The organism is Pseudomonas segetis, assembly GCF_900188155.1.
Lineage (GTDB): Bacteria > Pseudomonadota > Gammaproteobacteria > Pseudomonadales > Pseudomonadaceae > Aquipseudomonas > Aquipseudomonas segetis.
Map to the genome: position 1 here is coordinate 305,247 of NZ_FZOG01000001.1, position 15,433 is coordinate 320,679.

Annotated in this window: 13 protein-coding genes; 12 read left to right on the forward strand and 1 reads right to left on the reverse strand. The window is 58.0% G+C overall.

Annotation, left to right across the window (positions count from 1 at the left end):
* The first annotated feature begins 63 nt into the window (after positions 1 to 63).
* From CHB79_RS01475 to CHB79_RS01485, 3 genes are all read left to right on the forward strand, one after another.
* On the forward strand, positions 64 to 591 hold the full coding sequence (locus tag CHB79_RS01475) for a winged helix DNA-binding protein (RefSeq protein ID WP_010484730.1): 528 nt from the start codon (positions 64 to 66) through the stop codon (positions 589 to 591).
* 39 nt (positions 592 to 630) lie between these two features.
* Positions 631 to 2,346, forward strand: a complete 1,716-nt coding sequence (recJ, locus tag CHB79_RS01480) for a single-stranded-DNA-specific exonuclease RecJ (RefSeq protein WP_010484732.1) — start codon at positions 631 to 633, stop codon at positions 2,344 to 2,346.
* A gap of 240 nt (positions 2,347 to 2,586) precedes the next feature.
* Entirely contained in the window at positions 2,587 to 3,348 is a 762-nt protein-coding gene (locus tag CHB79_RS01485; RefSeq protein WP_089358666.1) for a tellurite resistance TerB family protein, read from the forward strand.
* An 85-nt stretch (positions 3,349 to 3,433) separates the two neighbouring features.
* Here the strand turns inward: CHB79_RS01485 and CHB79_RS01490 are convergent, their stop codons facing one another.
* The gene (locus CHB79_RS01490) at positions 3,434 to 4,030 is read right to left on the reverse strand and encodes a carboxymuconolactone decarboxylase family protein (protein ID WP_010484735.1); all 597 of its coding nucleotides are present in this window, start codon (positions 4,028 to 4,030) and stop codon (positions 3,434 to 3,436) included.
* Positions 4,031 to 4,227: 197 nt separating this feature from the next.
* Between CHB79_RS01490 and CHB79_RS01495 the strand changes: the two genes are divergently transcribed.
* The 9 genes from CHB79_RS01495 (at position 4,228) to CHB79_RS01535 (ending at position 15,433) form a co-directional block, all read left to right on the forward strand.
* Positions 4,228 to 4,995 carry a tellurite resistance TerB family protein gene (locus CHB79_RS01495; protein ID WP_089358667.1) on the forward strand — a complete coding sequence of 256 codons (768 nt, stop codon included), beginning with the start codon at positions 4,228 to 4,230 and terminating at the stop codon, positions 4,993 to 4,995.
* Between the two features lie 142 nt (positions 4,996 to 5,137).
* Positions 5,138 to 6,805 (forward strand): GMC family oxidoreductase, encoded by a 1,668-nt coding sequence (locus CHB79_RS01500; RefSeq protein WP_089358668.1) that lies wholly within the window; start codon positions 5,138 to 5,140, stop codon positions 6,803 to 6,805.
* A 134-nt stretch (positions 6,806 to 6,939) separates the two neighbouring features.
* A complete protein-coding gene (locus CHB79_RS01505; protein WP_010484743.1) occupies positions 6,940 to 8,580 on the forward strand; it encodes a methyl-accepting chemotaxis protein in 1,641 nt (546 codons plus the stop codon).
* 6 nt (positions 8,581 to 8,586) lie between these two features.
* Complete coding sequence (locus tag CHB79_RS01510; protein ID WP_089358669.1) at positions 8,587 to 9,105, forward strand: chemotaxis protein CheW; 519 nt, start codon at positions 8,587 to 8,589, stop codon at positions 9,103 to 9,105.
* On the forward strand, positions 9,098 to 10,390 hold the full coding sequence (locus CHB79_RS01515) for a CheR family methyltransferase (RefSeq protein ID WP_089358670.1): 1,293 nt from the start codon (positions 9,098 to 9,100) through the stop codon (positions 10,388 to 10,390). The genes CHB79_RS01510 and CHB79_RS01515 overlap by 8 nt, the downstream gene beginning before the upstream one ends.
* Positions 10,380 to 11,066, forward strand: a complete 687-nt coding sequence (locus CHB79_RS01520; protein ID WP_089358671.1) for a chemotaxis protein CheW — start codon at positions 10,380 to 10,382, stop codon at positions 11,064 to 11,066. Before CHB79_RS01515 ends, CHB79_RS01520 begins: the two co-directional genes overlap by 11 nt.
* Positions 11,063 to 13,354, forward strand: a complete 2,292-nt coding sequence (locus tag CHB79_RS01525; RefSeq protein ID WP_089358672.1) for a hybrid sensor histidine kinase/response regulator — start codon at positions 11,063 to 11,065, stop codon at positions 13,352 to 13,354. The genes CHB79_RS01520 and CHB79_RS01525 overlap by 4 nt, the downstream gene beginning before the upstream one ends.
* Positions 13,351 to 14,355 (forward strand): chemotaxis response regulator protein-glutamate methylesterase, encoded by a 1,005-nt coding sequence (cheB, locus tag CHB79_RS01530; protein ID WP_010484753.1) that lies wholly within the window; start codon positions 13,351 to 13,353, stop codon positions 14,353 to 14,355. The genes CHB79_RS01525 and cheB overlap by 4 nt, the downstream gene beginning before the upstream one ends.
* Before the next feature lie 64 nt (positions 14,356 to 14,419).
* Positions 14,420 to 15,433 carry a response regulator gene (locus tag CHB79_RS01535; RefSeq protein ID WP_089358673.1) on the forward strand — a complete coding sequence of 338 codons (1,014 nt, stop codon included), beginning with the start codon at positions 14,420 to 14,422 and terminating at the stop codon, positions 15,431 to 15,433.

Here is a 15,433-nt window from a genome sequence, read left to right on the forward strand (position 1 = left end):
TGTATGCTTGCCAGCTGCTGACCCTAAACCCCATAAAAACCTTCGCCTAGCAACGGACTCCAGATGACCGACGGCAACTCCTCACGACCCGCGCGCAGCTCGATTGTGGCCTCCAGCCACCTGGCGGAGCAGTCACAAGAACTCTCGCAAATGGAGTTCGGCATGATCATCGCGGGTAACGCCTTCATGCGCTGGATGGAACGCTGCATGAAGGCCGCGGGTGGCGTTGAAATGAATGCCCTCGATGTGATGGTGCTGCACAATCTGGTCAGTCGTGGCCGGGCGAAGCGCCAGGCCGATCTCTGTCTGCTGCTCAATATCGAAGACACCCATACCGTCACCTATGCCCTGAAAAAGCTGGGCAAGCTGGGGTTGGTGTCGGGAAGCAAGCAAGGCAAGGAAATGTTCTATCAGGCCACTGAAAAGGGGCTTGAGCTTTGCGCCGAATACATCGAGATTCGCCAAGAGTGCCTGATTTCCGCCTTTGAAAACCTCAATATCAATCCCGAGGACATTCATCGCCTCGCGGGTATGTTGCGCGCGATGTCCGGGCTTTATGACCAGGCCGCACGCGCTGCGACCTCTTTGTAAGTCTGTGCAGGCCTGTGCAGCCCTCCTGGATACTGATTAATGCGTATTGAACCTCGTCCACTGCCAGACATACTGCCCGACCTGGGCAGCCTGCCACCTTTGCTGACGCGCCTGTATGCCGCGCGCGGCGTGCAATCGATCGCTGAGTTGGATAAAGGACTGGCGCGATTGATCCCCTACCAGCAACTCAAGGGGATCGATGCGGCGGTTGATTTGTTGGTGGCAGGCCTTGAGCAGCGCCAGCGCATGCTGATTGTTGGTGACTTCGACGCCGATGGCGCCACGGCCAGCACTGTGGGCGTGCTGGGCTTGCGAATGCTGGGCGCAGCCCATGTCGATTACCTGGTACCCAATCGCTTTGAATATGGCTATGGCCTGACCCCGGAAATCGTTGCCGTGGCACTTGAGCGTGAGCCGCAATTGCTGATCACCGTTGATAACGGCATTTCCAGTGTCGAGGGTGTGGCGGCAGCCAAGTCTGCGGGTTTGAGTGTGCTTGTTACCGATCACCACCTGCCTGGGCCGGAGTTGCCGGCGGCTGATGCAATCGTCAACCCCAACCAGCCTGGCTGCGAGTTTCCGAGCAAGGCGCTGGCCGGTGTCGGCGTGATGTTCTATGTACTGCTGGCGCTGCGTGCGCGCTTGCGGACTATCGGCTGGTTCACCCAGCGCGCGATAGCAGAGCCGAATCTGGCTGAGTTGTTGGATTTGGTTGCACTGGGCAGTGTTGCAGACGTGGTGCCGCTGGATGCCAATAACCGCATCCTGGTGCATCAGGGCCTGGCGCGGATTCGTGCCGGTCGCGCGCGCCCCGGTCTACGGGCGGTGCTGGAGGTTGCGGGGCGTCCCCATGGACGTATCACTTCTACCGACCTGGGCTTTATCCTCGGGCCGCGCTTGAATGCGGCTGGGCGGTTGGACGATATGAGCCTGGGTATCGAGTGCCTGCTGTGTGAAGACGAAGCGCTGGCCCGTGACATGGCCGTTGAGCTTGATCAACTTAACCAGGATCGCAAAAGCATCGAGCAAGGCATGCAGCGCGAGGCCCTGGCGCAACTCAAGGAGTTACCGGTTGAGCAGATGCCCTTTGGTTTGTGCCTATACGAACCGGATTGGCACCAGGGGGTCATCGGAATTCTCGCCTCGCGCCTGAAAGAGCGCTATCACCGGCCAACCATTGCCTTTGCCGATGCCGGTGATGGTCTGCTCAAGGGGTCTGCGCGGTCGGTCCCAGGTTTTCATATTCGCGATGCGCTCGATGCCGTTGCAGCCAGGCATCCGGGGTTGATCAGCAAGTTTGGAGGTCATGCCATGGCGGCGGGCTTGTCCTTGCCTGCAGTTAATTTTCCGGCCTTCGCCGAGGCATTTGATGGCGAGGTGCGCCGCCAGTTGAACGAAGATGACCTTACCGGACGCCTGTTTTCAGATGGCACACTGTCGCTTGCCGAGTACAACCTTGAGCTGGCACGGGCACTGCGTAATGCCGGGCCTTGGGGACAGCATTTCCCCGAACCGCTTTTTCATGGTGCATTCCAGCTTGTGCAGCAGCGTTTGGTGGGTGAAAAACACCTGAAAATGGTACTTAAAACCGAGTGTGGCGGACAAACCCTGGACGCCATCGCCTTCAATATCGACCGTGACCAGTGGCCGAACCCGACCGTGCGCTGGGTCGAACTGGCCTATAAGCTCGACGTGAATGAGTACCGCGGCAACGAAACGGTACAGCTCATGGTTGCCCATCTGGCGGCTCGCTAAAAAACAGCACTCATAACGGGCAGGGTTTGCGTGGGCTTGCCCGTCGAGCGCGGATACTGGCTGCCGCAGGCATCGCCATTGGCCTGTTCGCAACAGGCTCAGTTGCATGGGGGCAGGCTCAGGCCCAGCAATATTTCGATGCACTCTGTTGGTAGGCTCTGCGCAACTGATGCGTTTAAATCCGGTCAATTTAGTTAGACCTGAGATTTCAACGCCTTCAGATAATGCGCGGAGAATGCAATGAACACACGTGGACTGCTCGACCAGTTACTCAAATCCGGCCAAGACCTGATGCAGCAAAAATCATCAGGCCAGCAGGGCGCTGCCAATAACCCTGGCTCAAGCTCCGGTGGCGGTGGCTTGGGCGATGTGTTGGGCAGTGTCTTGGGCAAGTCTGGCTCATCTGGCGGTTTGGGTAGCTTGCTCTCTGGCGCCGGTGGCGGTGCGCTGGCTGCTGGGGCAATGGGGTTGTTGCTGGGCAATAAGAAGGCCCGCAAGTTTGGTGGCAAGGCGCTCACATATGGCGGCTTGGCTGCCTTGGGGGTTATTGCCTACAAGGCATACGGCAACTGGCAGTCCCAGCAGGCGGGTAATGTTCGGCATGAACCGCAAACCATCGATCGTCTGCCCGCTCCGGAAGCGGAGATTCACAGCCAGGGCATTCTCAAGGCGTTAGTGGCGGCAGCCAAGGCCGATGGTCATGTCGATGCCCGCGAACGTCAATTGATTGAAGGCGAACTCAGCAAGCTGGCGGATGATCAGTCATTGCAGCGTTGGCTAGAGGCCGAGTTGAACAAGCCTCTGGACCCGGCTGATGTCGCCCGTGCTGCCACCACGGCTGAAATGGCGGCGGAAATGTATATCGCCAGTGTGTTGATGGTCGATGAAGAGCATTTTATGGAGCGCGCATACCTTGAGGAATTAGCGCGTCAACTCAAGCTTGATCCTGCATTGAAGCAGGAACTGGAAGCACAGGTCAGGGCGGAGCTCACTCCAGCCTAAGTCGCTTCAGACATCTTTGACCTTTTAGCTAAAAGGCTGGCGCACCTGGGTGTTCCAGCCTTTTTTATGACGCCAGGCTCGCAGTTCAGGGCTTCGGGCTTGGGGCTTTCTCGGGCTCACTGGGGCCATCGGTGAGGTAGGAGGTTTTACCCTGGGCCAGGAACAGGCGCGACCACAGGCTCATCAGGAGCGCGCAGTTGGTGAGTTCTTCTTTCTCTACCGCGCTGTAGCCGACCTTGTCGAGTTGGGCGTATGCCTCGGGCATGGCGGCGTTATCCACCTTGGCCAGGGCCTCGGCATATGCAAGCGCTGCGCGCTCTTTGGCGCTGAACAGCTCGCTGCTGCGCCACGTGGAAATTGCATAGACCTTGGCAGGCGAGATCCCAGACTCCAGCGCATCGCGAGTATGAAACACATTGCAGTAATTGCAGTTGTCTATCTGGCCAACGCGCAAGCGCACCATTTCCGCGATCTGCGGCTCTAGTTTCAGTTTTTTATTGAATGAACCGTAGGCCTTGGCCCACTGCGTGGGCAGGTCCAGGTAGTTGGACTCGTTGCTGGACAGGCGAGTGGTCTTGAAAGTGATATCGCCAAAATTCTGATTGATGATATCCGCAGCACCAGCGTTGGCTGTGACAATTGTCAAAAGGCAGGCGGCCAGTGTGATTGTCTTGCTTTTCATTCTGCACAGTTCCTTTGTTTTAATTATCCGCATAGCGCCAATGCGCTAATTTCCATGATGCGCCGGCAATGGTACGTACGACTGCCCACAAGTTCCAGACGAAGCTGTGCTCGCAGGTTTAATCGCTGGTGTGGGGCCAGGCACTGGTCTATGGTTTATTTCCCAGAATCGGGTGTATCAACGCAATGGAGGCATCAATGAACACTAGCGGTTTACTTGAACAGTTATTACGCGCTGGGTTGTCTGGGCAAGGAGGCTCAAGCCGAAGCGCAGGCGGCATGGCCGGTGGTCTTGGCGGTGCATTGGGTGGTGCGCTTGGCGGCCTGTTGGGCGGGGCGGGCGGTACCAATGCCGGAGCAGGTGGTCTCGGGGATTTACTCGGTGGTCTATTGGGTTCTGGAGGGCAGAGCCCGCAAGCTGGCCAGTCCCGAGGCAGTACCACGAATAATACTGGCGGTATTGGCATGAGCGGCTTGGCCACCCTCGGTATGCTGGCCTATCAGGCCTATAGCGCCTGGCAAAAAAACCAGGCACAAAATACTCAGGCTCCGGCGACCCGTTCGGCTGCAATGGCGATGCCTCAGACTGTCGACATGCTTGTCGGTCCGGAGGTTGAAGAACATAGCCATGGGATATTGCGTGCGCTGATTGCCGCGTCCAAGGCCGACGGACGAGTGGATGAGCAAGAGAAAAAGCTTATCTACGGGGAAATAGCCAAGCTGACCTCCGACCCCGAGTTGCAGGACTGGTTGGATCGCGAAGTGCGCAGCCCACTGGATGCCGCCGTCGTTGCCCAGGCCGCCAATAGTCCTGAAATGGCGGCTGAAATGTACCTTGCCAGTGCCATGTTGATTGGCCAGCAAGAGGGTGGTGAGCGTGAGTACCTCAACCAACTGGCCGCCCAGCTACAGCTGGAGCCAGGCTTGCAGGCACAGCTTGAGGCACACGCCCGGCCACAGGGCTGATCAATCGCGGGAAATGACTTCGCCAACTGTGCTGTGCAGTTGGCGAAGCCATGAAGTACTCCGACCAATAGATTATTTCTGTTGGCAGCCTTGAGCGGCTAGGCTGGCCGCGAGCATATAAAAACAACAAAGCGAGGCGTCAATGCAGAAAATTCTGGAGAGCTACGACTATCTGATCGTCGGTGCTGGCCCTGCCGGGTGCTTGCTGGCTAACCGCTTGTCTGCGGATCCGAGTGTCCAGGTGCTGCTGCTTGAGGCAGGAGGGCGCGATAACTATCCATGGATTCATATCCCGGTGGGTTATCTTTATTGCATTGGCAACCCGCGTACGGACTGGTGCTATGACACCGTTGCCGAGCCCGGGCTCAATGGGCGTTCCCTGAAATACCCGCGAGGGCGCGTGCTGGGCGGCAGTTCTTCAATCAATGGCATGATTTACATGCGCGGCCAGCGCCAGGACTACGATGGCTGGGCGGCGGCGGGTAACCAGGGCTGGGCCTGGAATGATGTCTTGCCCATCTTCAAGCGCAGTGAAAACCACTATGGCGGCGAGAGCGCCTTGCATGGCGGCCAGGGGGAATGGCGAGTCGAGCAGCAGCGCTTGAAATGGGATGTACTGGAGTCGTTCAGGCAGGCTGCCGCACAAACCGGGATCGCCAGTGTCGAGGACTTCAATGGTGGCGATAACGAAGGCTGTAGCTACTTCCAGGTTAACCAGCGCCGTGGCGTGCGCTGGAATGCCTCGAAAGCATTCTTGCGAGGCATTGAGCAGCGCAGCAACTTGCACATAGTGACCGGCGCCGATGTCCAGCGGGTGATCTTGGCGGAGGGGCGTGCCCAGGGTTTGAACGTGCATTTGCAAGGCCGTGAGCACAGTATCAAGGCGCGTCGGGAAGTGATCCTCTGTGCCGGGGCCATTGGTTCGCCGGCGTTGTTGCAGCGCTCCGGTATAGGTCCGCGTCCGTTATTGACGCGCCTGGGTATCGCCGTCCAGCACGAGCTGGCCGGTGTTGGCCAGAACCTGCAGGACCATCTGCAACTACGCCTTGTCTATAAAGTCAGCGGGGTTAGAACCCTTAATCAGATAGCCTCTAAACTGACGGGCAAGATGGCCATGGGGCTTGAGTATTTGCTCAAGCGTAGTGGACCGCTGGCGATGGCTCCAAGTCAGTTGGGAGCATTCGCCCGTTCCAGTGACGAGCAAACCAGCGCCAACTTGCAGTATCACGTTCAACCCCTGTCACTCGAGCGTTTCGGTGAACCGCTGCACGACTTCCCGGCGTTTACCGCCTCTGTGTGTAATTTGCGCCCTTTTAGTCGCGGCAAGGTCGAGATCAATTCGCTCGACAGCACGGCGATGCCATTGATCCAGCCTAATTACCTGAGCGATGAGCGCGACTTGCAAGTGGCTGCAGAGGCTATTCGCTTGACGCGCAGGATTGTTGCCGCCCCTGCGTTGGCAGCCTTCAGGCCGGAGGAATACAAGCCCGGCCCGAGTTATCAGACTGAGCAGGACCTGTACCGCGCCGCAGCTGAAATAGGCACCACCATTTTTCATCCGGTCGGCACCTGCAAGATGGGTCAAGGCACCGATGCGGTGGTTGATGACCGCCTGTGTGTGCACGGAATTGCCGGGTTGAGGGTCGCCGATGCCTCGATCATGCCCAGCATCGTTTCGGGCAATACCTGCTCGCCAGTGCTGATGATTGCCGAGAAAGCGGCGCAAATGATCATGCAGGTCAATTCAACAGCTATGGTTAAGGAGGTCTGTGCTGGATCAGTCACGCAGCCAGAAGGCCAGGTTAGTTAAGCGGGTGGTCGAACCTACAGATATCCAACTTGCAGTCGATACAGGGAGTCTCTAGAGTCGCCGCTATAACCCTAAGGCCCAAGCCCTATGCTGCGGGACTGAATCGAGTCAAGTATTTAAAACCGGGGAAAACTGTGAAGAACTGGACTGTTCGGCGGCGTATTGTTGCAAGTTTTGCGGTTGTCATTGCCATTTTGCTGTTGCTTGCGGTGTATACCTATACCCGCCTGGCCAGTGTCGACGAAGAGGCAAGGTCGGTACAGGAAGATGCGGTGCCTGGCCTTTACCAGATTTCCAAGATTCGCGGTATTTGGGTCGACCATATACTCATGACGCAGCAGGCCCTGCTGGCGGCCTCCTTGCGCGAGGGCGCAACCGAGCTCAATGGCCAGCCCATTGATATGAAGGGTTTCGAGGACAGCGAGAAACAACTCGACAAGGAAATTGCCCTGTACAAAAGGACGGTATTCGATAAAACGGATGAGCAGCTCCTGTCTGAGTTTGAACATGACCGTGCTGATTACCTCAAGCTGCATGCGCAGTTCAGGGCGTTGCTTGGCCAGGGCGAGTTTGCTCAAGCTTCGGCATTGGGGCTCGGTCCTCTAGAAAGTAAATGGCTGCAAGGGCGTGAACAGCTCAACCAGCTTGTGGATTTGAATCGCACTCATGCCATAACAGCGGTAAATGGGATTTCTGCTGCGGTGGTTGCGCTGGAAGTCAGCACGGTTATCGCGGTCTTGCTGGCTATTTTGATTGCCGGTGTTTGTGGATTGTTGCTGTTGCGAGCCATTACCACGCCGATCAAGGCGATCGTAAGGACGTTGCGGGTGATGGGCGAGGGCGACTTGTCGGTACGCATGGACCTGCAACGCAATGATGAATTCAACGCAATCGAGGTCGGCTTCAACGACATGAGCGAGGCGCTGAAGTCGTTGGTGACCCAGGCGCAACGTTCGGCGGTGCAGATGACCACCGCTGTCACCGAAATCGCGGCAACTTCCAAGCAACAACAAGCCACAGTGACCGAAACCGCAGCGACCACCACCGAGATTGGCGCCACGTCGCGCGAGATTACCGCGACTGCCCGCGACCTGGTGCGCACCATGGATGAGGTGTCCGGTACCGCCGAGCAAACCTCGGTGCTGGCAGGGTCTGGCCAACTTGGCCTGACCCGCATGGAGGACACCATGCACCAGGTTATGGGCGCCGCTGACCTGGTCAACGCCAAGCTGGCGATCCTTAACGAGAAGGCTGGCAACATCAATCATGTGGTCACCACCATTGTTAAGTTTGCCGATCAAACCAATCTGTTGTCCCTGAATGCCGCGATCGAGGCCGAAAAAGCCGGTGAATATGGTCGCGGTTTTGCGGTTGTGGCAACTGAAGTCCGTCGTCTGGCCGATCAAACCGCGGTGGCGACTTATGACATCGAGCAAATGGTTCGTGAAATCCAGTCTGCTGTCTCTGCTGGCGTCATGGGCATGGACAAGTTTTCCGAAGAGGTGCGTCGCGGTATTGCTGAAGTGGGGCAAATGGGTGAGCAGTTGACGCAAATTATCCATCAGGTCCAGGCGCTGGCGCCCCGGGTACAGATGGTCAATGAAGGGATGCAGGCGCAGGCCACCGGGGCCGAGCAGATCAACCAGGCACTGGTGCAACTGGGTGAGGCCAGTGGCCAGACAGTCGAGTCGCTGCGCCAGACCGGATCAGCGATTGATGAACTCAACCAGGTGGCTGGTAGCCTGCGATCCGGCGTTAGCCGCTTCAAGGTCTAGATCGGGATGAGCGCGCCAGCCACCTACCAGCAAGCTCGCCGCCAGCGTGGTGAGTTGTACTTGCTGTTTTCCCTCGGTAAGGACCGCTATGCACTGGACGTTCACGCCATCAGCGCGGTCTTGCCAATGCAGCGGTTCAAGGCGATCCCCGACGCACCGAAGTGGGTTTCCGGCTTGTTTGTGTTTCGTGGGGAGCCGCTGCCAGTGATTGATCTCTGCCAGCTGGTGTTTGCCAATCCCGCGCAGTCGCGCGCCAGTACCCGTTTGGTAGTGGTCAGGTATTTGTCCTCGCAGGCACAGCCGGTGCAACTTGGTCTGATCCTTGAGCAGGCAACTGATACGCAGCGTTTGCGTGAGGATGGGTTCAGCTCCAATCCGGTGCAAAACCCGACAGCGCCCTACTTGGGCATGGTCCAGCAGACCGCCGGGGGAATGGTTCAGCGCATCAGCGTTGAGCAGTTGTTGACCGATGAAGTCCGGGCGCTGCTGGTGCGTGATGCAGTTGATGATCCAACTCATGAATGAACGGTTCGAGCAGTTACTCAAGCGTAAAATCGGCCTGGATGTCGAGTCCGTAGGGCAGACCGTGATCGAGCGCGCCATACGCCAGCGCATCAAGGCCACGGCCAGCACCGATGAAGAAGCGTACTGGCAGCAGTTGCAGGTCTCGGCAGATGAGCAGCATGCCTTGGTCGAGGCTGTGGTTGTGCCTGAAACCTGGTTTTTCCGTTACCCCGAGTCATTCAATCTCCTGGCCAGGTTGGCGCAGGTTCGTCTAAGCGAATTGAAGGCCTCAAGGCCACTTCGGATTATCAGTATTCCATGCTCGACCGGTGAAGAACCCTATTCAATCGTCATGGCATTACTGGATGGTGGTCTGGCGCCGGAGACGTTTCGGGTCGAAGCGCTGGATGTGAGTGAGCGGGTACTGGAAGTCGCCGGCAAGGCTGTATATGGGCGCAACTCCTTTCGTGGCGACAACCTGGGCTTTCGCGAGCGTTATTTCAGCCTTGAGGCTGATCGCTACCGGCTTGCTGAAAGCGTGCGTGAAAAGGTGAGCTTGCAATGTGCCAATGTGCTCGACGCCAGCCTGCACAACACGCGCCAGCCTTATGACTTTGTGTTTTGCCGCAATCTGCTGATCTATTTTGACCGGCCCACCCAGCTCAAGGCCTTGCAGGCGCTCAAGCGCTTGCTGGCGCCCGGTGGTGCGATGTTCACCGGGCCGGCCGAGACAGGCCTGTTCAGTCAGAACGGTATGCAGGCATTGGGCGTGCCCTTGAGTTTTGTGTTCAAGCTTGCCGATGCCAGTGCGACCGCCTCGACGCAGGGGCTGAATGACAGGTCCGGGCCGCAACCCTTGGCCGCCCGACTTAAGCTGCCCGCAAAACCGGTGATGGCGCCTCCCCGGCAGACCAAGCCTGTTGCGCCCAGGCCGGCATTGTCTTCGCTGAGTACCGTCACTGGAAAAAACACCCAGGCCAAGCCTGATGCAACAACTGATCAGTTGGCTGCAATCGAGGCTTTGGCCAATAGCGGGCGCACTGCCGAGGCGTTAAAAGCCTGTGATGCCTTATTGGCGACGCAGGGGCCGAGCGCAGGGCTGTTCTACTGGTTTGGGTTGCTTCATGACACTGCTGGCAGCAGCGATGAGGCACAAAACTATTACCGCAAGGCGCTGTACCTGGAGCCTGAACACATTGAGGCGTTATCGCATCTGGCCATGTTGCTGGAAGCCCGTGGTGATCAGGCCGGTGCCCGGCGCTTGCGCCTGCGAGCGAGTCGTGGAGTGAATAACAGTGGTCGATAGTTCGCCAACCCTCATCACTGATGACTCCTTGCCAATACTCGATGACTGTTGGAAACGCATTGGCGTTTATGGCGATAAAAGCTGCCCGCGCCTGGTCGAGCATGTGCACTGCCGTAATTGCGAGGTGTATGCGCAGGCGGCAATCAGCTTGCTTGACCGCTATGGGTCGCAGTTGCTCGAACGCGATGATGCTACTGCGGACGTTGAACAAGACCTTGGCGAATGTCGCTCAACCCTGATCTTTCGGCTGGGTGAGCAATGGCTTGGGCTTGCGACCTCGGGTTTGGTCTCGGTGGTGAGCCAGACCACCATTCATTCGCTGCCCCATCAGCGCTCGCGAAGCGTGTTGGGGGTGACCAATGTCAACGGGGCCTTGGTTGCCTGCATTTCCCTGCAGGACCTGCTCGGTCTTGAGCCCGTGCAGATCGCCAATACTGAGCGTCGTGTCGTGCCACGCATGCTGATTCTGGGTAGCAGCAACGGTGTCTTTGTTGCTCCTGTTGACGAGGTCGAAGGCATTCACAGGATTGCCCTGAGTGCCATCAGGGAGCCTGCACGAGGTGTCGGGCAAGCCGCTGGCCAGTACGCCAAGGGCGTGGTCCGCTGGCGGGAACGCAGTATTACCTTGCTGGATGAGCAGTTGCTGGCGCAGGCAATGACCAGGAGCCTGGCATGACCCCTGATCAAATGCGTGACGCCTCGCTGCTTGAACTGTTTCGCATGGAGGCCGAGGCACAGACCCAGGTGCTTGATGCCGGCTTGCTGGTGCTGGAACGTGATCCCACGCACGCCGGACAACTCGAAGCCTGTATGCGTGCGGCGCACTCGTTAAAAGGTGCGGCGCGAATTGTTGGTCTTGATGAGGGCGTGAGCATTGCCCACGTCATGGAAGACTTGCTGGTTGCCGCGCAGGAAGGCTTGCTGCGCTTGCAGTCGGATCATATCGATGCACTGTTGCAGGGTTCCGATGTGTTATTGCGCATTGGCCAGGTCGGGCTGAATAGCGAGCAACAGAACCAGCTCAGCGAGCAGGTTGCCAGTCTGGTCGTCCGCCTGCAGGCGCTGTTTGTTGCGGCTGTTCCTGCGTTTGCACAGTCATCGCCGCCGCCCGTACCGCCGCCAGCTCCGGCTGAAGAGCCAATGGTGCAGGACAGCCCCGAGCCAGCAGTGGTGGAGCCTTCCCAGGACTCGACCCTTGAACCGGCAACTGATGCCCGTGGGCGAGTGCTGCGTGTCTCGGCCGAGCGTCTGGATCATCTTCTGGACATGTCGGGGAAATCCCTGGTTGAGTTTCAGCGTATCAAGCCGCTGAGTGACTCCCTGGCACGTCTGAAACGCTTGCATTCCACGACCCGTCGGGCGCTCGATTCTTTGCGTGAAGTCACCCTCGAGTCGTCTTTGGATGCACAGGCCCAGGCTTTGCTGAGTGAAAGCCGGGGGCTGCTTGGTGAATGCCAGCAGATGCTGACGCAGCATATCGAAGCCTTTGACGAGTTCGCCTGGCAGGGCGAGCAGCGTACCCAGGCGCTGTACGACGCGGCGCTGACCTCGCGCATGCGGCCATTTGCCGATGTGCTGGCGGGTCAGGCGCGGATGGTACGTGACCTTGGCCGATCCCTTGGCAAACAGGTGCGCCTGGAAGTCGAGGGGGAAGGTACCCAGGTTGACCGTGATGTGCTGGAACGCCTTGAATCGCCGCTTACACACCTGTTGCGCAATGCAGTTGATCATGGAATCCAAAGCCCTGAACAACGGGTCAGTCACGGCAAGGCCGCTGAAGGGGTGATCAAGCTACGTGCCCGGCATCACGCGGGCATGCTGGTTCTGGAGCTAGGTGACGATGGTGGCGGGGTCGACCTGCAGCGACTCAGGGAAAGCATTCGCGCGCGCAAGCTGTCGACTGCGGAAACCATCGCCAAGTTGAGCGAGGAAGAACTGCTGGCGTTCCTGTTCTTGCCCGGTTTCAGCATGCGCGAGCAAGTGACCGAAGTCTCGGGTCGCGGCGTGGGGCTTGATGCGGTCATGCACGAGATTCGCCAACTGCGTGGCAGCGTACGCATGCAGCAGCAAACAGGGCAGGGCAGCCTGTTTATCCTCGAGGTTCCCCTGACGCTATCGGTTGTACGTAGCCTGGTGGTTGAAATTGGCGCCGAGGCCTATGCGATTCCGCTGGCACATATCGAACACATGGTACGCCTTGAGCAACAGCAAATTGTCCAGCTTGAGGGACGCCAGCATTTTTGGCACGAGAACCGCCATGTCGGCTTGATCGCGGCGAGCCAGTTACTGCAAAAGACCGAGGCGCGTGTCGAGCAAGACGGTATCCCGGTGGTGCTTATCAACGACCGGGACATGCTTTATGGGCTGACGGTCGAACGCTTTATCGGCGAGCGTACCCTGGTGGTAATGCCGCTGGATGCAAGGCTTGGCAAGGTGCGAGATGTGTCGGCTGGGGCTTTGCTGGATGACGGCACGCCGGTGCTGATCCTCGATGTAGAAGACCTTTGCAGCTCGATTGGCAAGTTGCTCGGCAGCGGTAACCTGCAGCGGGTCGACAGTCGTGACAGGCAAGCGGGTGGCCGGGTGCGTAAACGCGTGCTGGTGGTTGATGACTCGCTCACAGTCCGTGAACTTGAACGTAAGTTGCTGCTCAGTCGTGGCTATGATGTAGCTGTTGCGGTAGATGGCATGGATGGCTGGAATGCGCTGAGGGCGGAGTCATTCGACTTGCTGATCACCGATATCGATATGCCACGCATGGACGGTATCGAGCTGGTTAGCCTGGTACGCCGCGACAGTCGCCTGCAGTCGCTGCCAGTGATGGTGGTTTCCTACAAGGATCGCGAAGAAGATCGCCAGCGTGGTCTTGATGCCGGGGCCGACTACTATTTAGCGAAAGCCAGTTTCCATGACGAAGCATTGCTGGATGCTGTTCAGGTTTTGATTGGGGATGCGCAGGAATGAGGATCGGGATAGTCAATGACATGCCGCTGGCGATTGAGGTGTTGCGGCTAGTCATTAGTCGAGAGCATGCGCATCAGGTTATCTGGACTGCAACTGATGGTCTGGAAGCGCTGCAAAAGTGCGAAGAGCAAAGGCCTGATGTGGTGTTGATGGATATGCTGATGCCGCGCATGAATGGCGTAGAGGCTACCCGGCGCATCATGGCTGAGTGTCCCTGCGCTATTTTGATCGTTACCTCGGACATCGAACGCAACATGAACAAGGTCTTCGAGGCCATGGGGCATGGTGCGCTGGATGTCGTCAACACCCCTTCACTGATTGACCCGCAAGCTGTCGATGCAACAGCACTGCTGCGCAAGCTGCACAATATTGGTTGGATGATTGGGCAGCACGGCGTCAAGTCGGCGGCCGTACACACGCAAGCCGAGACAACTCGCAAGCGTGAACGAATAGTCGCCATTGGCGCATCGGCGGGAGGGCCGGCATCCCTGGTGACGTTGCTCAGGCAATTACCGGCGGACTTCAGTGCCGGGGTCGTGCTGGTGCAGCATGTTGATGAAGTATTCGCCAAAAGTATGGCGCAATGGCTGGCCACAGAGTCAAAACTGCCTGTGCGTCTGGCGCAGCCCGATGATCAGCCTCGCCGTGGCGAGATTTTGCTGGCGGGTACCAACAACCACCTGTGCATGCAAGCCAATGGTCGCCTGTGCTATCGCAAGGAGCCTGCCGAGCAGATCTACCGGCCCTCCATAGATGTGTTCTTTGACAGCCTGGTGCGCCATTGGCAAGGCGAGGCGGTTGGGGTCTTGTTGACGGGGATGGGGCGTGACGGCGCCCAGGGTTTGAAAAACATGCGTGAGCGGGGCTTCTTGACGATCGCCCAGGACCAGGCCACTTGCGCGGTGTACGGCATGCCCAAGGCTGCTGCCTCTATCAATGCGGCGGTAGAGATTCTGCCTCTGGATCAAATTGCATCAAAATTGATTGAACACTACGGGTAACGGTTTGGCTGCTGGCTGAGTTGAGTAGATAAAGGCACAATGCCCTGTGTTGTCTGGAGATGGTATGCACGATTCCAAGCTAATAGATGCCAAAGACTATCCTGCAGCGACCAACGCTGTGATGGTGTTACTGGTCGACGACCAAGCCATGATTGGCGAGGCAGTGCGTCGTGCACTGAGCGGCGTGGAGGGTATTGATTTTCACTTTTGCTCCGATCCCTACTCGGCCGTGGATACTGCCCGGCAAATCAGGCCAACGGTGATTCTGCAAGACCTGGTCATGCCGGGGGTTGATGGTTTGAGCTTGTTGGGTGCTTATCGAGCAGAGCCGAGCCTGCAGGACATTCCGATTATCGTGCTTTCGACCAAGGAAGATCCCCAGGTCAAAAGCGCCGCCTTTGCCAACGGCGCCAACGACTACCTGGTGAAATTGCCCGACACCATTGAGTTGATCGCGCGTATTCGCTATCACTCGCGTTCCTATATTGCCTTGCAGCAGCGGGACGAGGCGTTTCGAGCCTTGCGTGAGAGTCAGCAACAGCTGCTTGAAGCCAATCTGGTGCTGCAGCGCATGATGAAATCCGATGGCCTGACCGGTTTGGCCAATCGCCGGCATTTCGACGAGTACCTTGAGATCGAGTGGAGCCGGGCGCTTCGCGAGCAAAGTCAATTGTCCTTGATCATGATCGATGTCGACTATTTCAAGGTCTATAACGATCAGTTTGGCCATGTGGCTGGCGATGACGTGCTGCGCCGGGTGGGTGCTGCGCTAGCCGACGCATGTTCGCGCTCCTCCGATCTGGTCGCCCGTTACGGCGGCGAAGAGTTTGCGATGATTCTGCCAAGCACGGCGTCCGGTGGCGCGCGCTTGCAGGCCGAAAAGGTCCGCCGTGCTGTCGAGGCCCTGAATATTCCGCACTGCCAGCCTCAGGAAGGGGCGTCAGTGACCGTGAGCCTTGGCGTCGCAACCATCATGCCTATCGCCGGGGGCGATTCATTGACCCTGGTCGAAAAGGCCGACAACGCGCTATATCGGGCCAAAGGCAACGGTCGTAACCAGGTTGGCGTCGAGCAATAG